Consider the following 24,485-nt stretch of genomic DNA (forward strand, 5'->3'; position numbering starts at 1 on the left):
GGCGTTGTCACAGGACGTGACGCACTTAGCCTTCGTTCCTCCAGCGCAGGAAGCGGCTCGTCACTCGCCCACAGGAAGCTTTGCTCTGTGCGAAAGCGAAGCGACAGCAACAAAGCGAGTAGCCTGGAACGGAAATCACCTTCATTTTGACTAAATATTTACAAAGGGTCCCTTGTCTATTTAGTTTTTATACATGTCTATATAGAAGAGCGGTAACTATTTAGAAGCTTCTTTTGCTTGCTAAGACGATTTAATTTATCAGCCGTTTCATTTAATTCATTTCGTATTTGTAAATCATATACATGATCTAAAGAACCAGCTTCTATTTTATTTGAACGTGGCTGATGATCTTGTTTCGTACGATTCATTTGCTTCTTATCATTATTTTTTTGCATACTATTTTTAAATTGTTGCTTCGGATTTTGCCCAAAGTTATGGCTTATATCCCCTGCATGAAGATACTGTTGTTCGTTACGAAATGTACTATTAGTCGTTGCACTTACTCTAGAAGTCCTCATAAATAATTACCCTCCCTTATTTTTTATTAACTTTATAGGTATATATATCGACATTTTATGCGAAAGCTTAATAACTCAGAATCAAATTAAATAAAAAAAGAGCTCTATTCAAAGTTAAACCTACTTTAAATAAAACTCTTCTTTAAGATCACTTCCAAAAATCATCAAATATTGTTATCGGCATATGGCGTTTATGCTGAGAACGTAAATAATATCCTTCTAATGTAATACGTGCTTCTTCAGGAATAGTCTTTCCCTCTAAATAATCATCAATTTGATCATATGTTACACCAAGTGCTTGCTCATCTGGTAGGGATGGGCGATTTTCCTCTAAATCAGCAGTTGGTGTTTTTAAATATAAATGCTCTGGGCAATCAAGCGCAGCTAATAATTGCCTACCTTGACGTTTGTTGAGGCGGAAGATGGGCATCAAATCCGCACCCCCATCTCCAAACTTTGTGTAAAAACCCGTTATTGCTTCAGCAGCATGGTCCGTTCCTAATACGACAGCATTATTCATAGCAGCAATCGCATATTGTGCCTTCATGCGCTCACGTGCCTTTTCATTTCCCTTTACAAAATCACTTATCTGAATTCCTGCATCCGCTAATGCTTGAACGCTTGCATCGACAGCATCTTTAATATTCACTGTTAAGGCTTTTGTTGGTTTAATATAATCGATGGCATCCTGACAGTCCTTTTCATCAGCCTGAACACCATATGGTAAGCGTATAGCATAAAAGGAATATGTCGCTTCTTCTGACTCCCCATTTAACTCATCAACCGCAAGCTGCGCTAATTTCCCTGTTAATGTAGAATCCTGTCCACCAGATATTCCAAGAACAAATCCTTTTACAAAACTATATCGGCGGGCATATTCCTTTAAAAAATCAATGGATTTACGAATTTCCTCCTGTACATCAATAGTAGAGTTCACTCGTAATTCCTGAATAATCTGCTGCTGTAAAGTCATTTATTGTCCACTCCTTACTTATAATCGATTGACCATTTCACGCACTTCTTCAATATTGCGCATTTTATTGTCCCAACATTTTTGGCTTAAATCGACAGGGTATTCCTCAGGATTCATGGCACGCTTATATTCATCCCATAACAATTCTAAATTATTCGCAGCATAATCGCGCATTTCTTCTAATGCTGGATTTTGATAATGAATGGCTCCATTTTTAATTACATGTTGATGTAAGTTTTTTGCTTCGAAGTTTGTAACAAATTTCGAAACAAAGGTATGAACCGGGTGGAACATTTTTATTCGTTCCTCTGCTTGTGGGTTTTCATCCTGCATCGTAATATAATCTCCCTCTGCCTTACCGTTCTTTCGATCGATAATTCGATAAACATTTTTAAGACCAGGTGTCGATACTTTTTCAGCATTCGCAGAAATTTTTATTGTATCTTCTAATTGACCCTCTTCATTTTCGATGGCAACCATTTTATAGACAGCCCCTAAAGCAGGTTGATCATAAGCTGTAATAAGCTTTGTACCGATTCCCCATACATCCACTTTTGCACCTTGTGCCTTTAAGTTTAAAATGGTGTATTCATCTAAATCATTGGATACGATAATTTTGGCATTGTGGAAACCTGCTTCATCTAGCATACGACGAGCTTCTTTTGACAAAAATGCTATATCACCACTATCTAAACGAATGCCAATAAAATTAATTTTTTCCCCAAGTTCTTTAGCTACTTTAATGGCTGTCGGCACACCTGATTTTAACGTATTGTAAGTATCCACAAGGAACACGCAATCTCGGTGACGTTTTGCATATGCATGGAATGCATCGTAATCATTTTTATAAGCTTGAACAAGGGCATGTGCATGGGTACCTGAAACTGGTATATGAAAAAGTTTCCCTGCACGAACATTACTTGTAGAAGCAAAGCCACCAATAAACGCAGCCCTTGTTCCCCAAATGGCCGCATCCATCTCCTGAGCACGTCTTGTGCCAAATTCCATTGCTGCTTCATTTTTAATAATTTGTTTAATACGACTTGCCTTTGTTGCAATCAATGTTTGGTAATTCACAATATTAAGAAGAGCTGTTTCAATTAGCTGTGCCTCTACTAATGGTGCTTCAATGCGAACGATTGGTTCATTAGCGAAAACAAGCTCCCCCTCCACCATGGAGTACATATCTCCTGTGAATCGGATATTTTTCAAATAATCAATAAAGTCTTCTTTATAGCCTACCTCTTCTCGTAAGTAGGTAATATCTGAATCGCTGAAACTAAAATTTCGTAAATAATCAAGCATTCTTTCTAATCCAGCAAAAATGGCATATCCATTGCCAAATGGTAATTTTCTGAAATATAATTCAAAAACTGCTTTTCTATTATGTATACCATCCGCCCAATACGACTCTGCCATATTGATTTGGTATAAGTCTGTGTGCAGCGCTAAGCTATCATCTGCATAGTGTGAACTCACAAGTAACCCCTTCTTCCGCTTTGATAATTAGTCCTAGTATACACTATATACCCAAATTCTTGCGTTTTACATTCTTCTGTTTTAATGTTAGATTTCCTCACATTAATAATCAGAAAATTTAGAACACGACACATTTTAGACATATTTTTTAGTACCGCTTACATTCCCCCTATAAAAACATTTTACTAAATATATTACGAGAAACGAAATATTATATGTCATAAAATATGACATGTATATCAAAAAAATAATTGCGTTGTTTTTGATGCCGTTTTAACATGTAAATTAAATTAACGCAAGGAGCTGGTTTCAATGAAAAAAATCGAAGCAATTATTCGTCCTGAAGTTTTCGGTGCCGTTAGGGATGGACTTGCACAGGAAGGAATTGCAGGGCTAAGTGTTTCCGAAATTGCAGGCTGTGGACGTCAGCTAGGTCGGACTGGTTTATTCCGTGGCAACACGTACGAAATTGAATTTTTACCAAAGTTGAAATTAGAAATGATTGTTGATGATGAAAAAGTTGATCCTATAGTGGGAGTACTTTTACGAGATGCTGCGACCGGTCAAGTTGGTGACGGTAAAATATTCATTTATCCAGTAGAACAGGCAATTCGAATCCGTACTAAAGAAGTCGGCTCAATTGCGGTAGAATAAGGGGGAATTTATATGGATGCGGTTCTATTATCGGTAAATTTAGTTTGGGTAATGTTAGGTACAGTTTTAGTATTTTTTATGCACGCTGGATTTGCAATGGTTGAGGCTGGCTTTACACGTTCTAAAAACGCGGTCAATATAATTATGAAAAACTTTCTTACGATTTCACTAGGCGGTATTGTTTACTTTTTATGTGGATACGCAATTATGTTTGGTGATACTGCAGGAGGTTTAATTGGTACAAGTGGCTTTGCTTTAAAAGGTGTAGATGATCTTTCCTTCTTTATCTTCCAAACAATGTTTGCAGCTACAGGCGCAACCATTTTATCTGGTGCAGTTGCTGAGCGTACAAATATTTTTGCTTATATCGGCGTTATTATACTCATGACATTAGTAGTTTACCCTGTTGTCGGTCATTGGGTGTGGAGTGGGCAGGGCTGGTTAACTGATCTTGGATTTATAGATTTCGCAGGCTCTACGGTAGTTCATTTAACAGGGGCTGTAGCAGCATTTGTAGCAGCGGCGATGATTGGACCACGTCTTGGTAAATATGAGAACGGTCGTGTTCACGTCATCACAGGGCACAGTATTCCTTTGGGCTCTCTAGGGGTATTTTTACTTTGGTTTGGTTGGTTTGGCTTTAATGGAGCATCTACATTAGCAGCTGATCCTGAACTAGTGCCTAGCGTTATTGCCAATACATTCTTTGCAGCCGCTGCTGGAGTTGTCACAACTGCTTTCTATACAAAGTTTCGATATGGACATATTGATGGATCACTTACATTAAACGGTGCCTTGGCAGGACTTGTCGGCATTACAGCTGGTGCGGCTAATGTTAGTGTTATGGGTTCTATCATCATTGGCTTAATTGCAGCTCCATTACTTGTAGAAGGTGTACGTTTCATCGAATGGAAATTGAAAGTTGATGATCCTGTTGGTGCCATTGCCGTACATGGAATCTGTGGTATTTGGGGGACTCTCGCAGTAGGTCTATTTGATATGAATGGTCAAGGATTATTCTACGGTGGCGGCATCAGCCTTCTAGGCGTGCAAGCAATCGGGATTATCGCTACCATTGCCTGGGTTAGCATTTCTGTAACAATCGGTTTATTTATTATTAAAGCATTTGTGCCATTACGTGTTTCTGCAGAGGAAGAAATTGCTGGTTTGGATGTTATTGAGCATGGTACACCAGCCTATGAATACCAGGATATTTTCAAAGGCTCTGCCGTTAAAGGTGAAACATTCGCCCATCGTTTAACACATTTTGGAAAAACAAAAACCAATGTTCAAGAGGAACATATCTAATATTTGATAGTATAAGAATCTGCATAGCTTCTATAGATGTCATGCAGATTCTTTTCCTGAATTAATAAACGTGTGGATTTACTGATCATTCCTTGAAGTCTTACGCTCAAACATGTAATTTTGTTGGAGTAAACTTTTTATTATCAGCGCATTCTTTATCGAAATCAATTTCTTCAAGCTCTCTCCATTTCAAGTAAAAACTCTTTCATTGCCAATCCACTCCGAAAACCTGTTAATTTACCATTTTTTCCAATCACACGATGGCATGGAATAATCGCCAATATTGGATTAGCCCCTATTGCACCACCTACCGCTCTTACTGCCTTTGGATTACCTATGCGGTGTGCAATATCAGAATAAGATGCCGTTGTACCGTATGGTAGCTCCATTAGTGCATCCCATACTGCTAGCTGAAATGGAGTCCCTTTGATATGTATCGGCAAATCAAATTCTGTAAGCTCTTTATTAAAATAAGCCGTAAATTGCTTAATATATGGCTGTAACTTTGCTTTATTTTCTTCAAAACGAAAGCCTTTAAATGGCTTTTTGGCCCATACTTCTACCTCTTCAAATGGTGCATTTGGTGTTCCAATATATACGAGACCTTCATCTGAGGCTACGATATACATATTGCCTTGTGCATATGTTAATGTATCTACATATAATACATTCATTTTCCATTCCCCTTCCATTTTCACAGACTACACAATGGTTAAATAGCTGTAGCCTTTATTCATTTCATGATAAAGTTATTGTACCTACTAGTATAAAGGAGTTTCAACCGCATGAATATGTTATACGAGCCTTCTATTCACCTTCAGCAGGTCAGTTTTTCAGCAAATGGCAAGACCATCTTAAAATCGATTACTGGTTCATTCCCTAAAGGAAAAATTACCACTTTAGTTGGTCCATCTGGTGCTGGCAAAACAACTCTACTAAAATTATGCAATGGCTTATTATCACCTACAGATGGTCAAATATTAATTGATAATCAACCTATTTCTACATATGAACCAACCGCTTTAAGAAGACATGTCGGCATCGCCCTTCAGGCAGCACCTATGACCAACGGAACTGTGTTTGAAAATCTCACACTTCCTCGTGCATTACAAGGAAAAAAGCTTACAAAAGAAGAAGCCATTCAATATTTACAAGATGTCGGACTTGATCAAAGCTTTTTACAGCGCTCTACAAATGGACTATCAGGTGGACAACGACAAAAAGTCTCTATTGCGAGAACGCTTATTAATCAGTCCTCCATTTTATTATTAGATGAAATCACTTCTGCACTGGACCGTCAATCTGTCCAGGATATCGAGACACTCATCACTACCATTAACAAAAAATACAATGTCACAATGATCTGGATTACACATAATTTGCAGCAAGCATTAACAATTGGGCACTTCACATGGGTCATGATGGATGGTGAGCTGATTGAAACAGGAAAAAGCTCTCTACTGAAAGCACCTCTAAATCCACGTGTAGTAGAATTTGTACAGGGGGCGAATGTATGACATTTACAACATTATCTCTGACATTAATTTTTGTTTTTATCCCTCTGCTACTATCAAAAACATTAAATCTTGGACTTGAAAAAGATACAATTATTGCTACAATACGCTCAATTATTCAACTGCTTGCAGTAGGCTATATCTTAAAATTTGTCTTTGATGCCCAAAGCTTTCTTTATATTTTCCTTATGGTTGCATTAATGATCGTAGTGGCAACATTAAATGCTCGCAAAAAAGGAGAGGGTATTCAAGGTATCACGTGGAAAATAGCTTTGACTTTAGTTGTAATCGAAGCTGTCACACAAGGCGTTTTACTCGGCTTTCATATTGTTCCAGCAACTGCACAGTATATTATTCCCATTAGCGGCATGCTGATTGGTAATTCTATGGTATTGTCCATTCTATTTTTAAATCGTTTTACAGCAGAGATTACCAATCGATATGACGAAATTGAATTAATTTTATCACTTGGTGGCACGCCTAAACAGGCTATTCATCGACAGCTAATAAATGCTGTTAAAGCAAGTATGATTCCTACAATTGAGAGTCAAAAAACCATCGGACTCGTTCAACTGCCAGGCATGATGAGTGGTCAAATTATCGGTGGTGCAGACCCTATACAAGCAGTCCAATTTCAGCTCTTAATTATTTTTGCTCTCCTCACTACAGCGACATTATCAAGCATAATGATAGGCTTTTTAAGCTATCCTGCTCTTTTTAACAAACGCATGCAAATTCTTGAAATGAAATAACGATTGTGTTGAAATCGATATAACTTTTATAAATTATGTTATACTAAAAAGAAAAGCAGTGAGGAGAATGACCCATGGTATTACGCGATTTTTTCATCCATTTATCTGAAAACCAATTATTAAATAGTGCTGCAAAAAAATATGGCCTTAAATTAGGAGCACAAAGTGTAGTAGCTGGTACAAATATTGAGGAAACAATTGCAAGCATCAAAGAGCTAAACGCACATAATATCTCTTGCACAGTGGATAATTTAGGAGAATTTGTTTCAACTGAAGAAGAAGCAACAAAGGCAAAAGAACAAATCCTCGCTGTTATTGAAGCTATTCACGAAAATGGTGTGAATGCCCATATTTCGTTAAAACCATCGCAATTAGGATTAGATATTGATGTTGATTTTTGCTACGATAATTTATACGAGATTGTAGAAAAAGCGGCGGCTTATGATATATTTGTGAACTTTGATATGGAAAACTATGGTCGCTTACAGACATCATTTGATATGGTTGAGGAGCTTTCCAAAACTTTTAATAATGTGGGTACTGTTATTCAATCGTACTTCTACCGTGCAAAAGACGATATTGAGAAATTTAAGGACTATCGTTTACGTATCGTAAAAGGTGCTTATAAAGAACCTGTTGAGGTTGCCTTCCAAGATAAATTAGATATTGATTTAAATTTCATTGAGTTAATCGAATATCATTTACTTCATGGCAAATTTACGTCCATTGCAACGCATGACCATAATGTAATAGCACATGTAAAACGCTTTGTAGCTGATCATAATATTCCATTAGATAAATTTGAATTCCAAATGCTTTATGGTTTCCGTACAGACATGCAAAAAGAGCTTGCTAATGAAGGCTATAATTTCTGTGTATATGTACCATTTGGTGAGGATTGGTACGGCTACTTTATGCGCCGTTTAGCTGAGCGCCCTCAAAACCTTAATCTTGTGACAAAACAAGTATTTACGAAAAAAACAAATACAGTCCTTGCCGTAGCAGCAGGTGCATTTGTTCTGGGACGTTTAACAAAACGGAAAAAATAAGGCCCCACATAAAGAAGCCAGAAGCTTAATGAATAAGCTTCTGGCTTTAGTTGTGTATATTCAAACTCTGATCCCTCAAAGAAATTCTTAAAAACGTGTCATAAAAATAATCAGTGGGGATGACAAAGAGCCTCACTGATTATTTTTATATTATTCAATATGTAACGCAATAGTTGAAACAATTGCTTCTGCTGCATATTCCCATTTACCATCAATAAAACTACCTAATTTTTGCCCAAGTTCTTGTATCATTTCGAGCGTAACCGGGATATCATTCTTTTGTGCTAATGTAGCAAGAAATGGAGCAGATAAACTTGTCCATCCTCCACGGTCAATTTTAATCTCTACTTGCTTTACTTCTCCATTTTCTATATCAATACGGTAATATAACTGATCATCCGGACGCCAGCTTAAGTGATGGGATATTTGCCCATTTACAATGGTTAGATTATTCTTTTTCGAAATAGAAGCTGGTTTCACATTAAATTCATGACCTAGTACATTTAATTTTTTAATTTCAGGACCGACTAATGCCGCCTGAACAGCTAGATCCATATTACTTTGTAATGATGTCTCTGTCTCAACTACTAGATCAACCATATCGTTGCTTGCAGCAAAAACGGCTGAAGGATATGCGCTAGTAACGACAAATGTTGTTGCTAATAACGCTGTTGAAGTAACTTTCATAATTTTTCTCATAATTATTTCCATCCTTCCCGTTAAAATGATTATTTTTTTCTAAATCTTATCATTAATAGTCAAAATATACAATATCTTAATATATTTTTTGGAATGACAAAAGGCACTGAATTTAAATGATTCAATGCCTTTTTTCTATTTTCAACCCATATACTTGCATAGGTATAAGGATATTCATGATAGGTTCTTAAGCTGCTTATTTATTCCAACCTTTTTCTTTAAAGCGGGCAATGGCTTCAATACGATTCCCAACATTTAATTTTTCTAAAATAGTGGAGATATAATTCCGAACAGTCCCTGCCGATAAAAATAATTCTGCAGCAATTTCTTTTGTCGTTTTTCCCTCTGCAACAAGTGTCAGTACTTGGCTCTCTCGGTCAGTTAATGGATTTTCGCTATCATCCTCATAAACAAAATCGACTAGTTCAGGTGCGTAAATTCTTTTACCATCCATAATGGTACGGATGGCACTGACCAATTCCTCTATAGGGCTATCCTTTAGCAAATATCCTCGGACACTAGCCTTTCTAGCACGCTCAAAATAACCTGGTCTTGCAAATGTTGTTAATATAATTACTTTACAATCAAATCCAGAGTTATGCATTTCCTCTGCAGCGTCAAGTCCAGTTTTCACTGGCATCTCAATATCCATAATACAAATATCAGGCTGATGCTCAGCTACAAGTGCCAATGCTTCCTCTCCATTTTTGGCTAAGCCTACGACTTCCATATCATCCTCCATACTAAGTAAAGAGCGAAGTGCGCCTAATAGCATACCCTGATCTTCAGCAATTACAATTCGGATCATGTTACAAGCCTCTTTTCTATATGTTCTTCAGGTTTTCTTTGACCTTCTGATGCGTAATTGCCACTGGAATCGACACCGATAATGTGGTGCCCTCCTCACCTTCAATCTTAAAGGAGCCGTTTATAAATTCTAAACGTTCACGCATTCCCTTTAAGCCATTTCCTGTCTTCCATGCTTGCTTTTTCGTAATTCCTTGTCCATTATCACGAACTACCAAATGCACCTCTTTAAAATTCTGATGAAAGGCAATTTCACATTTGGTAGCGCCACTATGCTTGATGACATTATTTACAGCCTCTTTTAAACACATCGATAAAACATTTTCTACAAGTGGGGGCACTTGTAATGTCTCTTTATCTCCTTCAAAAATAAATTCCATTTCAGCTGCCCTCAATATCTGAGAAATGCGCATAAGCTCATCCTCAAATTTTGTTGTTCTCATATCAGAAACTAATTCACGAACCTCTTTCAATGCAATACTAGCTGTTTGACGAATGTCCTTAATCTCTATTAAAGCTTGTTGTGGATCTCGTTCAATTAGTCTTGATGCTAAGTCACTTTTTAAGCCAATCATGGATAATTTTTGACCTAGTGTATCATGTAAATCCCGTGCAATACGTTGTCGTTCCTCAAAAACAATTAACTCCGCAATTCGCTCATTAGCCGTTTCCAGCTGCCCCTCCAAGTTTTCACGTTTATTTTTTGAATAAATCGTTAACGGAAGAAGTACAACAGCTAAAATTGTTAATACAACAAACGGCAGTTGTGATAAAAATAAGTGCAGCTCCACAAAGAAACCAACACCTGTCGAAATAACCGTAAAGCCAATATGTAATCCATACATAATATAGAAGCCAACTGGTCTACGAATATTACCAATGAAGAAAGCTGTGAAAATTGATAAATACACATAGCCATACAGTATTGTCATCACGATATTAATGACCATTTCAAAGCTGATCCACATATATACAAGGCCGTTTTTCGAATTCATAGAAAATCGATAGAAAATAAAATATAACATTAAAAAAGTAATCCCTATGGATATTTCTAAATAAGATGATTTTCTAAAAATAAAGAAAAACGGTAGGAAACAAAAAATAATCCATAAATATATACTGAGCATTGGACTATTCGGAATAATACTGTGCCATTTCCTCAACATAATCTCACGCTCTTTCCTACTTTTCCCTTATTATAACAAGAAAATTAATTTTATGCCTGTACATGGCTTTCCTTAGCTTGTCATCATAAAGATAACTATTTAAGTAAAAACAGCCATCCCTTCAGAAGAGATGGCTAAAAATTTTTTACTAAGCAGCGATACTGCCTTTTGCTTTTCGTTTAATGATTTCATTAACATCCTTAAACGTTACAAATTTCCCTTGATCTTCATCGTATAATTTGTAGCGCAATGATTCTAAGCTTGTACGCAATGTAATTGTTGTTGCAGTATGCAATGGTGGTGTTTCATTATGCGCTTTTTCAAGATTATAGTTTGGTACACGTGGAGCTAAATGATGAACGTGGTGAAAACCAATGTTCCCAGTAACCCATTGTAATAGCTTTGGTAATTTATAATACGAGCTTCCTTCAACGGCAGCCTTTACATAATCCCATTCTGAATCATGTTCAAAATATGAATCTTCATACGTATGTTGAATATAGAATAACCAAATGCCTAGAGATCCAGCGACGAATAATGTTACACCCTGTACTAGTAAAAATGCTTGCCAGCCCATCGTATAGATTAACGTTGCACAAAGTCCTGCTATCACAACATTTGTTACATGGGTATTAAGGCGTTCCTTCTGTTTTGCATCCTTACGATTAAAACGATTTAATACTAATACCATATATAATGGACCTAATCCAAACATAACGAATGGATTTCGATAGAAACGGTACCATAATCGTTGACCTTTAGAAGCCTGTAAATATTCCTCTACTGTCATCATATCAATATCACCGATACCACGCTTGTCTAAGTTCGAGCTAGTTGCGTGGTGAATTGTATGCTCACGTTTCCATTTTTCATATGGGAATGACGTTAATACCCCTGTAAAAAAGCCAACCCAATCGTTTGCTTTTTTACTTTTAAAAAATGAACCGTGTGTACAGTCGTGGAAAATTATAAATACCCTTACGACAAACCCAGCCGAGATAACACTTAATCCAGCTGTTAACCATGGTGAAACATCTACAACCATATATCCAGCAATCCATAGTGCGATTAACGGTACAATCGTATTAATCATTTGAAAAATACTTTTAGCAGTATCTGATTTCGCAAATGGCGCTACATCTTGACGCAGTTTTTTTGTTTTTTCTTTATCTGTTGCCATTGTTTTGCTCCCTCTTTTCTTTTTTTCTTTATGACCTCATCATAAAACATGAGCATAAACAAGCAACAGACGCAAACATCATAAAAAGGATATGACATTTGTCATATCCTTTTATTTAGGTCCAGATAAATGAAGCTGATAAAACACCAGGTCCAGCCATTGTTCAAATTTATAGCCTGCATTCTTTATTGTACCTGCATATTCAAAGCCTAATTTTTCATGTGCTTTTATACTACCAATATTTTCACCATCAATGCCTGCTACAAGTGTTTTCACACCCTGCTCCTCTGCAATTCGAATAAGCTTATGCATTAGCTTAGTAGCAATTCCCTTTTGATAATGATCCTTATGCACATACACAGAATGCTCCATCGTATGCTTATAACCAGGATAGGGACGGAACTGACTATAGGTAGCAAAGCCTGCTACTACACCATTTTCGTCAAAGACAAGGAGAGGATTATGAGAAGCCTGTTGGTCCTTAAACCATTGCAATTTCTCCTCTAACGATTGCGTTTCGTAACGATAAACAGCCTTACTCGTTAAAATAATATCGTTGTAGATGTCTAAAACCTCAGGTATATCTTTTTCCTCCATGAAGCGTATCATCCTGTTCACATCCTTCAATCAATTATGACAGCTTGCCAATCTGTACCTCTATATCAATTTCTTATTTTAACCTTACACATTAAAATAGCGAGCATCTGGATGTGCAAAGACAATTGCGGAAACAGAAGCCTCTGGTTCCATCATAAAGCCTTCAGTTAAATGAACACCAATATCCTCCGGTTTTAATAAGCCAAACAACTTCTCCTGATCCTCTAAATTTGGACACGCAGGATAGCCGAATGAGAAGCGCTGTCCTTGATATTTGGCTGCAAAACGATCACGCATTGTAAAGTCTGTGGCATCTGGGAAGCCCCATTGATCACGAATTTCCTGATGCATTCTTTCTGCAAAGCCCTCTGCTAATTCTAATGCTGTAGATTGTAATGCATGGCTTTCAAGGAATTTCCCATCCTCTTTTAACTCACGCGCCTTGGCCATGACCCCCTGTCCTGCTGTAACAACCATTAGGGCAATATAGTCCATTTCCCCACTCTCAACCGTTTTTAAGAAATCTGCAAGGCATAAAAATGGTTCCACTTGCTGACGTGGGAAGGTAAAACGCTCAATTTCTGTTTTGTTATCTGCTGGATCATAGACGATTACATCATCTCCATCTGCCTGTGCAGGGAAAAACTGATACATTCCAGACGGTTTCAACAAATCTCTTTTTAAATAATCGTCCACTAAGTCCTTTAATTCTATTGCTCTTGCGTCTCCCGCATCAAGTAATTGTTGTACTTGCCCCTTCAAACCCAAGTGGTGACCAAGTAAAGTGCGCATGTTTACATAAGGATATAAATGAGATACAGAATATTCCTTTTTCACATGTCGCCTTACATCGGCTGGTAAAAATACAGGTGCTTCCTTTACTGTACGAGCAGGTTTTATAGCTGTTTCTTTTGCAGGGCGGGCAGCTCGTTTCTCATCTGCTTCTAAACGTTTTTTACGGGACTCCTCAATTTCAGCTAGGAAATCAGCACGTGTTTCTGAACCCATTAAAAGATTTGCCTGCTCTAATCCTTGCATCGCATCCTTTGAATAGATGACAGGTCCATCATATTCATCCGCAATCTTAGTTTCTGTAAAACGTCGGGATAATGCTGCACCGCCCACTAAAATTGGGACGTCAATTCCCGCTTCTTTGAAATCTTGAGCCGTTATTACCATTTGCTGTGCTGATTTTACAAGTAAACCTGAAAGCCCGATAAAGTCAGGTTTTTCTTTTCGAACCGCTTCAATTAATTGAGCAGGTGTTACTTTGATGCCAAGATCAACTACCTTATAGCCGTTATTGCTTAAAATAATATCAACTAGGTTTTTCCCAATATCATGTACATCACCTTTGACTGTTGCGAGCACCATTTTCCCTTTGCCAGCACTCTCTTCATTTTTCTCCATAAATTGCTCCAAGTGAGCAACAGCAGCCTTCATAACCCCAGCTGATTGTAATACTTCCGCAACGATAAGCTGATTATTATTAAATAATCGACCGACCTCAGCCATTCCTTCCATCAATGGTCCGTTAATAATATCAAGAGGTGCTTCAAATATTTCACGAGCAGCCTCCAGATCCTCAATCAGACCTTCTTTTGTCCCCTCTAAAATATAGTAAGCTAAACGACCTTCCACTGTTTTAGGGATGTCAGCCTCTGTTTTTTCTTTCTTTTTATCGCGATAAAAATCTGTGAATACGGCTAATGTCTCATCATTCGTATTAAATAATAAATTATTTGCAAGCTTAATTTCCTCTTCTGGAATGGAAGCGTAGCGCTCTAGCTTTTCAGTATTCACAATCGCATAGTCTAAGCCTGCCTGTGTACAATGATATAAATAAACTGCATTTAATACCTCACGGCCAACAGGTGGTAATCCAAATGAGATATTGCTGACACCAAGAACCGTTAATGTACGTGGCATTTTTTCTTTGATGAGTCGAATTCCTTCGATTGTTTCTAAAGCAGAACCAATATATTGCTCATCTCCTGTACCTACCGGAAACATTAATGGATCAAAGATGATATCTTCTGGTGCAAGTCCCCATTTTTCTGTTAACAAGTGATAGGAACGTTCAGCAATCTCTAGCTTACGATGTCGATCAACCGCCATCCCTTGTTCATCTATCATTCCAACAACCAAAGAGGCACCATATTTTTTCACAAGCGGCATCACAGCATCAAAGCGCTCTTCCCCATCCTCTAAATTAATAGAGTTGATTATAGCTTTCCCTTGCGAAAATTTAAGTGCTTCTTCGATAACTTTTTCATCCGTTGAGTCTATCACAAGAGGTACCTTTACTTTTTTCACAACCTCCTGCATAAAGCCGCGCATATCTGCTAGTTCATCACGATCAGGATTTGCTAAACAAATATCAATTACATGGGCACCATTCCTTACTTGTGCACGAGCAATTTCTGCAGCTTCCTCAAATTTCCCATCAATAATTAGATTTTTAAACTTACGAGAGCCAATTACATTTGTACGTTCTCCAATAAATAATGGACGCATAGAATCGTCGTACACTAATGGCTCTATACCCGATACTACATGACCATGAGTTTTCTCAGGTAATTGGCGTGGCTTTTCGTCCTTTAGTACCTCACGAATAGCAGCAATATGGGTCGGTGTTGTACCACAGCAGCCTCCCACTATATTCAGCCAGCCCTTTTCTGCAAAGCCTTTTAGCTTTTGGGACAGTGACTCTGGTGATTCATGGTAGCAGCCTTCCTCGTCAGGTAAGCCTGCATTCGGGTAACAGCTTATATATCCCGTAGAAAGCTCTGCTAATGAACGAATATGGTCCGTCATGAATTCTGGCCCTGTCGCACAGTTCAAACCTACAGATAGTGGTTTAATATGCTCGATAGAAATGTAAAATGCATCTATGGATTGTCCTGCAAGTGTCGTTCCCATCGGTTCAATTGTTCCTGATATCATCACAGGAAGCACTTTGCCAGTCACTTCAAATGCGCGAGATACTCCTAAAGTGCCTGCCTTCACATTGAGCATATCCTGGCTGGTTTCAAGCAACAATACATCCGCTCCAGCTTCAATCAATGCCTTTGCCTGTACATAAAAGTTTTCTTCTAGCTCATCAAAAGTAATTCCACCTGTCACTGATAAGGTCTTTGTAGTAGGTCCCATCGCTCCTGCTACAAAACGTGGCCAATCAGAGGTAGTAAAATCATCCACTGCCTTACGTGCAATTTCTACAGCACGTTTATTGATTTCCTCTGCTTTTGCTCCCAGATTATATTCATTTAATACAAGGGGAGTACCTCCAAAGGTATTTGTACAAATAATATCTGCCCCTGCTTCCAAATATTCTTTATGAACCTTTTCAAGCACATCAGGTCTAGTTAGTACAAGATTTTCATTACAGCCATCATATTCCTCGCCACCGAAATCTTCAGCTGATAAATTTTCGTTTTGTAGCATTGTTCCCATTGCGCCATCAAGAATTAAAATTCGTTTCTCAAGTTGCTCTTCAATCAAATGCTTAGCCATTTATACTTACCCCTTTTTTCTGTTCATCCAATTGCTCTATAAATTTCATTAGTTCTAGTGTCATATCATAGCGTAGGAATGGTGTAATGAGGTAAATACCATTGAAATATTCTGCTGCTACCTCTACTAATTCCTTAGCAATTGCAATTCCTTCTAGTGTCGCGCGCTCCTTATCCTCACCACAAGCCTTCATCCGGGCTAATGCGTCTTCAGATAATTTAATGCCAGGAACTTCATGATGTAAGAACTCCGCACTTTTATAGCTCGTAACTGGCATAATTCCTATATAAATTGGTGCTTCTAAATGCTTTGTTGCCTCATAAATTTCTACAATTTTTTCCTTGGTATAGACAGGCTGTGAAATAAAATAATCTGCTCCATGTTCAATTTTCTTTTCTAATCGAGATACAGCTCGGTCTAATACACGGACATTCGGATTAAACGCTGCGGCTACAGAGAAATTTGCCTTTTGACGTAACGGCTTCCCTGAAAAAGATACACCTTCATTTAACTGTTTGATTAATTGGATAAGCTCCATTGAAGATACGTCATAAACACTCGTTGCCCCTGGGAAATCCCCAACCTTTGTTGGATCTCCAGTAACCGCTAAAATATCATGAATGCCTAGTGCATTTAAACCCATTAAATGGGATTGAAGCCCAATTAAATTACGATCTCGGCATGTAATATGTGTTAACGGGCGTACCCCATGTGTTTCTTTCAATAAAGCGCCCATTGCCACATTACTTATTCTTGGCGATGCTAGGGAATTATCCGCCATCATCACCACATCTGCGCCTGCCTCATATAATTTTTTAGCACCTTTAATAAAGCCATCGATTTCTAAATGTCTTGGTGTATCCAACTCTACTATAACCGAACGTTGACGTTTTACTTTTATATGCAGTGGCTCGAATCTTGAAGGTTCTGCCTCACGTACAATCTCTACTTTCTCAGGCTTCGCTAATTTTTCTTCTACTGGAGATAATTCCTCTAAGTATTTTTTCGCTGCAGCAATATGCTTTGGTGTTGTACCACAGCACCCACCTATTAAACGGACGCCTTGATCTCGAAGTGCTACAGCTGCTCGACCAAAATAGTCTGTCTCTGACTCATAAACAACACGCCCGTCTTCTAAATCTAGAAGAGATGCATTTGGATATGCTGACATAAATGCCTTCTCAGGAAGCTCTACACCTTCAAATGCTTGAATCGTATGGAATGGACCTAAACGACAGTTAACACCTACAATATCAGCACCGAGTGCCTCGAGCTCATGTAGGGCATTATTTAAACTCTTACCATTTTGCAGCACTCCCGGTTCATGCATTGAAACCTGCGCAATAATTGGCAACTTTGTTTTGGCTCGAAGCATTTTTAATGTTGCTGTTAATTCTTCAAAATCATAATAAGTTTCAAGTAAAAGGCCGTCTGGATTCCCAGCCAGTAACACAGTTGCTTGCTCTTCAACAGTCGCTAAAATTTCTTCTAATGTTGCATCGCTTTTTCGAATGCCTCGAATCCCCCCAATAGTCCCTAAAACAAATTGACCTCCATCTGCAGCTGCTCGCTTGGCAATCGTCATAGCTGCTTCATTAAACTGCTGAACACGCGATTCTAATCCGTAACGTGCTAATTTTATGGCATTCGCTCCATAAGTATTTGTTTGAATAATATCGGCTCCAGCTCCTATATACTCTCTATGAATCTTTTCAATTAATTCTGGTCTTTGAACATTCATTTCCTCATGACAGTACTCCAAGCCATAGCCGTATAATACCGTACCAATTGCACCATCTGCTGTTAGAACATGCGTTTTTAACTTTTCAAGCAATCCCATAAAACTAGCCCCTCTTCCTATTTTTCTATAATAAAAAAGCCTTCTTTAACACAAAGAAGGCTTTTACGTTTCGTAATTTTGTTCCTTCTCATCTTCGACCATAGGGTCTTCTGGATTTAGCACCTGACAAAAAGTTGGTTGCTGAAGCGTCATTGGGCCAGTCCCTCAGCTTCTCTTGATAAGAATTTAGTATGAATTTTTTAAATAATTAAAAGAATCATAACGTTAACAAACGTTTGAGTCAAGACTATTTCACGTAACAAAGGATATTTCAAACGAAAAATATAATTTTTTGTCTTATATTCTGCAATTAAGATAATTTTCCAGCAATATTATCCCCTATTTTTTTACCGTTTTGAATACAAGCTCCTATACCTACACCAAAATAAGAGCAGCCTGCAATAGATAAATTTGGATAGTTTATTTCGAGCTCTCGTAATAAGCCCTGTAATGCCTCACGATGTGCTAAATCATATTTCGGCATTTGATCAATCCATCTACTTACATTCACGACACTTGGTTTTTCTTTAATCCCCAAGCTTTTTCTTACATCCTCTAAGGCAACAACTGCTAATTCTTCATCTGTCATCCTACGTAACTTCTCATACGCAGGGTTAATGCTTTTATAGAAGAGTCGAACAAGTAATTGCTCATTTGCTGAAGTATGCTTCCACTTACGGCTTGTCCATGTCGATGCATTACAGATTACATCTGAATTATGAGACACAATAAAGCCTGTTCCATCAGCTGGTAATCTACTATCGGGTACATCAAATCCTAAATAAATTGTAATAGCGGAGGCAGTATTGAATTGGTCAAAATAACGGTTCAATGTTGCATCCTGTAATAAGTGCTGTACAGTTTCATTAGGTAATGCTAAAACTACATGATCTGCTTCAATGATCGTATCATTTGCTAAAGTAATTTGGTAGTGATCTTCCTGCTTGTTGACACTAGTAGTGCTAATTCCCTTTAAAATTTCTACATCAGTTAACGTTTCTTCAAGGCGATCAATTAAAGACGATAAACCATTTTTAAATGAAATAAATTTTTTATTAGCAGCTTTTACAAATTGTTCTCGATTTGCGTCAAAACCTTTAATAATACTACCGTACTCATTTTTATAATCAATTAAATAAGGTAATGTGGAGGCAATCGATAGTTGATGTAAATCTCCTGAATACACACCTGCTAATACTGGTGCTATTTGGTTTTGAACAAGCTCCTCCCCTAAATAGTACGTTAAAAATTCTCCAATTGAGCTGTCTTTTGTAAAGCCTACATTTGGCATTGTCAAATCCTTTAACGCTTCTTTTTTACCTTCTTCGGATACAAGTGTGCTTTCTTCTAGGGAGTGAAGGCTCATCGGAATACCGAACGTTGAATCTGCCGGAATGGCATGGAGCTCATTATTTGTGTATATATAAGAAATCCCCGTTTCGTTGTATACCAAATCTTGCTTAAAATTAAGCTCTTCAACCAGCTCCATAACACCTTTATGACGAGCTACAATTGAATCTGCCCCTGTCTCCATAATGAATCCCTGTTCGTATTCAGAGTGCAACTTACCACCTAGATATGTATTTTTTTCAACAAGCACAAGCCTTACATCTAATTTTTTTTCCTTCACTTGGCGCTGTAAATAATGCATCATACATAAACCCGTAATTCCGCCACCTAATACAACCACTGTTTCCATATTAACCGCCCCTAATTTTTGTTGTCTTCCTTTAGTATAAACCCTTTTTATTGAAAATTACGCTAAACCCTTTACAAATTTAGCAAAAATGGAGCTATCCAGTGCGAGGATAGCTCCATTACTATGACTAAATATGTATCTTTTCATGATGAAACAAAAAATACCATTGAACTTAAAATCTCGGCAATTCACTAGCTCATATTTACTAAAAAACCATTTAACACCATGTATTAATGGTTGTTATAGTGTTTATAGGCTGTAGATTTCGGTTGCCACAATAAAAATTATCCTTACTATGAATTAATTTAAGTGTTGGGCAACATTTGCTAATTTCTCAGCTGAATTCGTTACTTCTTCAAAGGCAATCCCTAGCTCATTAAGAACCTCCGCTATCGCTAATACTTCTTTTTCCATACTATCATTTTGCTCTTTTGCTTCTGTCATCGATTCTAATATTTTCGTAAATTGCCCTTCTGTTTGAACCATATTTTCCTTGCCAGATATGACCTCTTCTTGAATATTATTAAGAGAATTTGTTAGCTTATCTGTCCGTTCATTTGTTTTATGTAACAACATGGCTACTGAGGTCACAGAATCTTTTGTTTGAATCGATAGTTTTCGAACCTCATCTGCAACAATATTAAAGCCTTTACCCGCCTCTCCAGCACGGGCTGCTTCAATAGCTGCGTTTAAAGCTAACAAATTAGTCTGGTTGGCAATAGTAGTAACCACACTCATAATTGATTCCATTTCTTTGGACATACCAGTCAACTGTTCAATATTTTCTGTTATCTCCTTCAGCAAGTGAATAATATTACACATGTTTTGTGATTGGCTCTTTATTCGTTCTCGCCCCTCTAATGCCTGCTTCTCAGCCATCGCCGACACCAAAAGTGAGTTTTTTGCAAACTGTTTAATTTCATCTGATTGCTTGCTTATACGATGAAATGAGTTATTTGTTTCATGAGATATTGTAGCAAGACTTTCTGTAGACGCGACGATCTCCTTCTCCACTATTTCCTTTTTCCGCTCCATATTCTCCTTGTGCTGCTCAACAGTATTTTCAAAAGCCTCTAGTACTAATTGCTGCTCAAAATTTGAAATTTTAGAAATAGCTCGTATTGTATTCAACTGATCTTTGGGATGATGTATATACTCCTCCACTAAGTTAATAAATGATATAGATAAATCTTGGAAGGCACACATATACCATTGTGTTCTTAAACCAATATGAACATGTACTTTGGCTATTTTAGTACGTCTTTGATAAAATTCATCATCAATTGTGCCGTTAAACATTTCTATAATATGGCGGCCAAGCGTTACTTTTAATTTTTCTACAGAACTGTGACTATTAATTATACTTACTAAACTACGCTCAGTTCCTATCATTCTATAAAATCTATCAACAATATCATTAATATTTTCTATAACAAATGGCTGAAAGGCTTTTAAATACTGTAAATCCTGCTTTGTTAAATTTAGCATTTCTATTTGCTTGACCATTGACTTGCAATTAGAAACATCCATTTTTACAACATATTGCTGAAGGTCTATCGCTGCTGTCTTTCTCTGTTTTTGAAAAATCACACATTTTCCCTCTTTCACGTGTACTTTTGCAAAGCTGAGAAAATCCAATTCCGTTTACAAAAATATATATTTCAAAATGTAAGAAAATAGGTTTAGGTTAATTTCTGCTCAAGTTCTAGTTGAACAAAATCCCAATCATCATTTAGCCATAGATGAACTACTCTTTTCAAAATCACTCATATACCTTATCCATTTTATAAATAGCTGTCAATTTCCTGTTATACATTTTTTGCCATTAATTGTATAAAAAGTCCCTGTAGCCAATCTATTGGCTTAAAGCAGTAAAAAAGCTACCACTATATCTTTTGGTAGCTAATTTGTATCATCTAATATTTCTTTTGCTTATTTTTTGTTTATTTTTCCTTTGTCTTTATTATCCCTTCACTATATTAATATTTTTACCGTTAGTTCTATGCACTATTATATACCTAAAATAAACAACAAAAACAACCTTTTATACCTATAAAACCAGGAACGATAATAGAAACTAAATAACTATAATTTTTTTACGAAAAATTTACATTCCTTTTAATTCATTCAGCAAAATGGCTGCCTCTTCTATTCCTGACTCTGCAGCCAGTCCGTACCATTTAATAGCTTCTTTTACATTTCTGGTTATGCCCTCTCCATTATTATAAAGATGCCCAAGCTGTAATTTTGCCTCTGAGTCTCCTTGAAGAGCAGCCTGTTTAAACCAATGAATTCCTTTTTCAATATTACGTATACCCGTTAAACCCTGACTCCAAATAAATCCCAAATCATAAAATGCATCCACATGGTATTGCTCTGTAGCTCTTTCATACCAATATAAACCTCGATTCACATCTCGGGGCTGACCTAATCGCCCCTCAAAACAGATTCCGCCAAGCCTATATTGTGCTTCAACATAGCCAGCTTCGGCAGATTTTTTATAATAGAAGTATGCGTGCTCCTCGTCAATGTCAACGTCTAACCCTTGCTCGTAAATAATTCCAAGAGTAAACATTGCTTCAGCAACACCCTGCTTGGCAGCAAAGTCAAACCATTTCTTCGCAAGAAGCATATTTTCTGATACTCCTTCACCGTTAAAATACATATCTGCCAAGTTATTCGCCGCATCTGGATGCCCTTGCTTTGCCGCCGCCTCATATAATGAAAAAGCTCTGCGATAATTTTCCTGTACACCTATACCTTCGAAATAAAAATTCCCAAGTTCATATTGTGCATTGGCATGCCCCTGCGATGCTGCTAATTCTAACCATTTTAAAGATTTTTCAGGCTGAAAACAGAAGCTTTCACTTGCACTATAGTATTCTCCAAGCTGAAACTGTGCCTCTGCATCTTGTTCTTCTATTGCCTCTTTATATAAATCAATAATGAACTCATGATCTAAATCTTCTTCATCAAATGCTTCAAGCTGCTTATCTTGATTGTTAAAATACCATTCCAATACATCAATTACATCGTCAGCAACCTCGTTACAATAGGCTAACTTCTCAAGTGAAGAAATTTGCCAAATTAAAATATAAATAGGGAGTGGAATTGCTTCACGCAGTAAATCATCATACTCAGCTAAAAGCGTTAAGACATTTTCCTGTACTGATTGTGTCTGCTCTGGATGAACAATTTGTAAATGGCGTTGTTGATTTTTTTTTAAAAGTCCAAGCACAACTTGATACAGCATTTTATGCAAGGCTGTTAATGACACTTCTTCAAATGTTAGCAATTTGATGTTTTGTGCAAACCATGTACCTTGAGTCTGCGTGAGCATTAGTAAGGATTCAATTCGCTTTTTATTTCGTTCAGCTAAAAATTGTCCATACATTCGTTTCCCCCCTTGCATTATAAAAAAACCGTCTTGCCAATATTATATGGAAGACAGTTTAAAATTGATTACACATACACACTTAGTATTCACCCAATGAATAATGGGATAACTAAAAAACATATATATGAGCCCATTTATACTGTTTAAAAAACGAGTAGCATTTGGAACATAATAAAAAGCAATCTTTGAGTCAATTCCTTTCACATGAATTGCCATTGAAAATGCCATATTTTTTCAGTATTCATTGATTGATCTTCCATTATTATCTTTTGAGCATGTATTTGATGTACCATATAATTTTTCATGGCATAGGCGTCCGATACTTTTTCATCTGATCACAGAACAATAATATAATTTCGCTCATAGCCTTGTGTATACAAACATTGTATAACCAAAAATTAAAAACGCATAGAAAAAAAGTATATGCCAAATTTCATATAATCATAAATATCACAAAAACATACCAAATCATCTTAATGTGATTCCATAGTGTTGAAAAACTAAATGGTCAAGGGACCCTTTGTGAATATTTAGTCAAAATGAAGGTGATTTCCGTTCCAGGCTACTCGCTTTGTTGCTGACGCTTCGCTTTCGCACAGAGCAAAGCTTCCTGTGGGCGAGCGACGAGCCGCTTCCTGCGCTGGAGGAACGAAGGCTAAGTGCGTCACGTCCTGTGACAACGCCTTCGTGACCAACCTCGTGTTGGCCTCAGGGTCTCGTCTGTCTTGCTATCCCACGGGAGTCGAGTAGCCTTGCACTCCAATCTGCAATAGTGTAGAACTTTAAATATTTTCTTCCTTCAAAAGTAAAGTAAAAGCATATTACTCACCAACATTAAATGGATAAAATAGTAGTACAATTCTATAGCTGTCAACCATAAAAATACTTTATAACTAAACATAAAGCCTCTTACTGCTGTCGTACTGCTTTCGCATAGAAAAATGTTATCAGCTTCATTTTTTACGAAAAATAGTGATGGTTAAGACTTAAATTTATCACTATACATTTATGTGAAATGCCAACGAAAATACTATGAGCAGTGGTTGATTGGAGTGTAGACTGAGTGACTCCTTGGGGATTCAGCGTCACAAAGGAGACCCTGGAGCGAGCATGCGAGTGAAGCGGCTCATCGGACGCCCCCAGGTAAGCACTCAGTCGGAACGGAGATCAACCCCTCGTTTTGAAAAAGGGCATACTTTTTAATTTGTCACTTTGTGTCATTGACATAATAGTATTTCAACAACATGAAATCATCTTAATGATGATTCCCTCTCCGTGACAACACCCTGATTATCTGGCAGCAATAGAGGGTACTGAATAATGATTGCTCTTAAAAT

General features: G+C 37.3%; 19 protein-coding genes and 1 riboswitch. Of the genes, 5 read left to right on the forward strand and 14 right to left on the reverse strand.

Going from position 1 to position 24,485, the window contains the following annotated elements; all coding sequences use genetic code 11:
- Positions 1 to 197 precede the first annotated feature (197 nt).
- The 3 genes from AC2CGN_RS21525 to AC2CGN_RS21535 form a co-directional block, all read right to left on the reverse strand.
- Positions 198 to 518 (reverse strand): NAD synthetase, encoded by a 321-nt coding sequence (locus tag AC2CGN_RS21525; RefSeq protein WP_429983153.1) that lies wholly within the window; start codon positions 516 to 518, stop codon positions 198 to 200.
- 148 nt (positions 519 to 666) lie between these two features.
- Positions 667 to 1,491 carry an ammonia-dependent NAD(+) synthetase gene (gene nadE / locus AC2CGN_RS21530; protein WP_429989506.1) on the reverse strand — a complete coding sequence of 275 codons (825 nt, stop codon included), beginning with the start codon at positions 1,489 to 1,491 and terminating at the stop codon, positions 667 to 669.
- Between the two features lie 18 nt (positions 1,492 to 1,509).
- Entirely contained in the window at positions 1,510 to 2,970 is a 1,461-nt protein-coding gene (locus AC2CGN_RS21535) for a nicotinate phosphoribosyltransferase (protein ID WP_429983155.1), read from the reverse strand.
- A 312-nt stretch (positions 2,971 to 3,282) separates the two neighbouring features.
- Here AC2CGN_RS21535 and AC2CGN_RS21540 point away from each other — a divergent pair, with 312 nt between their 5' ends.
- Both AC2CGN_RS21540 and AC2CGN_RS21545 read left to right on the forward strand, forming a co-directional pair.
- Positions 3,283 to 3,624, forward strand: a complete 342-nt coding sequence (locus tag AC2CGN_RS21540; protein ID WP_286924727.1) for a P-II family nitrogen regulator — start codon at positions 3,283 to 3,285, stop codon at positions 3,622 to 3,624.
- Between the two features lie 12 nt (positions 3,625 to 3,636).
- Complete coding sequence (locus AC2CGN_RS21545) at positions 3,637 to 4,932, forward strand: ammonium transporter (protein WP_484516133.1); 1,296 nt, start codon at positions 3,637 to 3,639, stop codon at positions 4,930 to 4,932.
- Between the two features lie 173 nt (positions 4,933 to 5,105).
- Here the strand turns inward: AC2CGN_RS21545 and AC2CGN_RS21550 are convergent, their stop codons facing one another.
- Positions 5,106 to 5,606 (reverse strand): methylated-DNA--[protein]-cysteine S-methyltransferase, encoded by a 501-nt coding sequence (locus AC2CGN_RS21550; protein ID WP_484516135.1) that lies wholly within the window; start codon positions 5,604 to 5,606, stop codon positions 5,106 to 5,108.
- 111 nt (positions 5,607 to 5,717) lie between these two features.
- On the opposite strand from AC2CGN_RS21550, the gene AC2CGN_RS21555 reads away from it, so the two are divergent.
- The 3 genes from AC2CGN_RS21555 (at position 5,718) to AC2CGN_RS21565 (ending at position 8,247) form a co-directional block, all read left to right on the forward strand.
- On the forward strand, positions 5,718 to 6,449 hold the full coding sequence (locus AC2CGN_RS21555) for an ABC transporter ATP-binding protein (RefSeq protein WP_484516137.1): 732 nt from the start codon (positions 5,718 to 5,720) through the stop codon (positions 6,447 to 6,449).
- Positions 6,446 to 7,198 (forward strand): ABC transporter permease, encoded by a 753-nt coding sequence (locus AC2CGN_RS21560; RefSeq protein ID WP_429986197.1) that lies wholly within the window; start codon positions 6,446 to 6,448, stop codon positions 7,196 to 7,198. Before AC2CGN_RS21555 ends, AC2CGN_RS21560 begins: the two co-directional genes overlap by 4 nt.
- 74 nt (positions 7,199 to 7,272) lie before the next feature.
- Complete coding sequence (locus tag AC2CGN_RS21565; RefSeq protein ID WP_286924722.1) at positions 7,273 to 8,247, forward strand: proline dehydrogenase family protein; 975 nt, start codon at positions 7,273 to 7,275, stop codon at positions 8,245 to 8,247.
- Positions 8,248 to 8,397: 150 nt separating this feature from the next.
- On the opposite strand, the gene AC2CGN_RS21570 is transcribed toward AC2CGN_RS21565, so the two are convergent.
- The 10 genes from AC2CGN_RS21570 to AC2CGN_RS21615 all read right to left on the reverse strand — a co-directional run bounded on the left by AC2CGN_RS21570 (position 8,398) and on the right by AC2CGN_RS21615 (position 23,145).
- On the reverse strand, positions 8,398 to 8,946 hold the full coding sequence (locus AC2CGN_RS21570; protein WP_429983166.1) for a methyltransferase: 549 nt from the start codon (positions 8,944 to 8,946) through the stop codon (positions 8,398 to 8,400).
- 196 nt (positions 8,947 to 9,142) lie between these two features.
- Positions 9,143 to 9,754, reverse strand: a complete 612-nt coding sequence (locus AC2CGN_RS21575; RefSeq protein ID WP_283869735.1) for a response regulator transcription factor — start codon at positions 9,752 to 9,754, stop codon at positions 9,143 to 9,145.
- A 16-nt stretch (positions 9,755 to 9,770) separates the two neighbouring features.
- Entirely contained in the window at positions 9,771 to 10,919 is a 1,149-nt protein-coding gene (locus AC2CGN_RS21580) for a sensor histidine kinase (protein ID WP_422655555.1), read from the reverse strand.
- 148 nt (positions 10,920 to 11,067) lie between these two features.
- Complete coding sequence (gene desA / locus AC2CGN_RS21585) at positions 11,068 to 12,099, reverse strand: Delta(5) desaturase DesA (RefSeq protein WP_283869737.1); 1,032 nt, start codon at positions 12,097 to 12,099, stop codon at positions 11,068 to 11,070.
- Positions 12,100 to 12,210: 111 nt separating this feature from the next.
- Positions 12,211 to 12,708: a GNAT family N-acetyltransferase gene (locus AC2CGN_RS21590; RefSeq protein WP_484516140.1), complete on the reverse strand. Its 498-nt coding sequence runs from the start codon at positions 12,706 to 12,708 to the stop codon at positions 12,211 to 12,213.
- 72 nt (positions 12,709 to 12,780) lie between these two features.
- On the reverse strand, positions 12,781 to 16,212 hold the full coding sequence (gene metH, locus AC2CGN_RS21595) for a methionine synthase (RefSeq protein WP_484516142.1): 3,432 nt from the start codon (positions 16,210 to 16,212) through the stop codon (positions 12,781 to 12,783).
- A complete protein-coding gene (locus tag AC2CGN_RS21600; protein WP_429986199.1) occupies positions 16,205 to 18,052 on the reverse strand; it encodes a bifunctional homocysteine S-methyltransferase/methylenetetrahydrofolate reductase in 1,848 nt (615 codons plus the stop codon). The genes metH and AC2CGN_RS21600 overlap by 8 nt, the downstream gene beginning before the upstream one ends.
- Before the next feature lie 85 nt (positions 18,053 to 18,137).
- A riboswitch (SAM riboswitch) is annotated at positions 18,138 to 18,237 on the reverse strand.
- Positions 18,238 to 18,362: 125 nt separating this feature from the next.
- Entirely contained in the window at positions 18,363 to 19,751 is a 1,389-nt protein-coding gene (locus AC2CGN_RS21605) for a protoporphyrinogen oxidase (protein ID WP_484516144.1), read from the reverse strand.
- 300 nt (positions 19,752 to 20,051) lie between these two features.
- Positions 20,052 to 21,341, reverse strand: coding sequence for a protoglobin domain-containing protein (locus AC2CGN_RS21610; protein WP_484516146.1), 1,290 nt, complete (start codon positions 21,339 to 21,341; stop codon positions 20,052 to 20,054).
- A 517-nt stretch (positions 21,342 to 21,858) separates the two neighbouring features.
- Positions 21,859 to 23,145, reverse strand: coding sequence for an SEL1-like repeat protein (locus AC2CGN_RS21615; protein ID WP_484516148.1), 1,287 nt, complete (start codon positions 23,143 to 23,145; stop codon positions 21,859 to 21,861).
- Positions 23,146 to 24,485 lie beyond the last annotated feature (1,340 nt).

It is taken from the genome of Lysinibacillus sp. DFXJR4 (assembly GCF_057196045.1).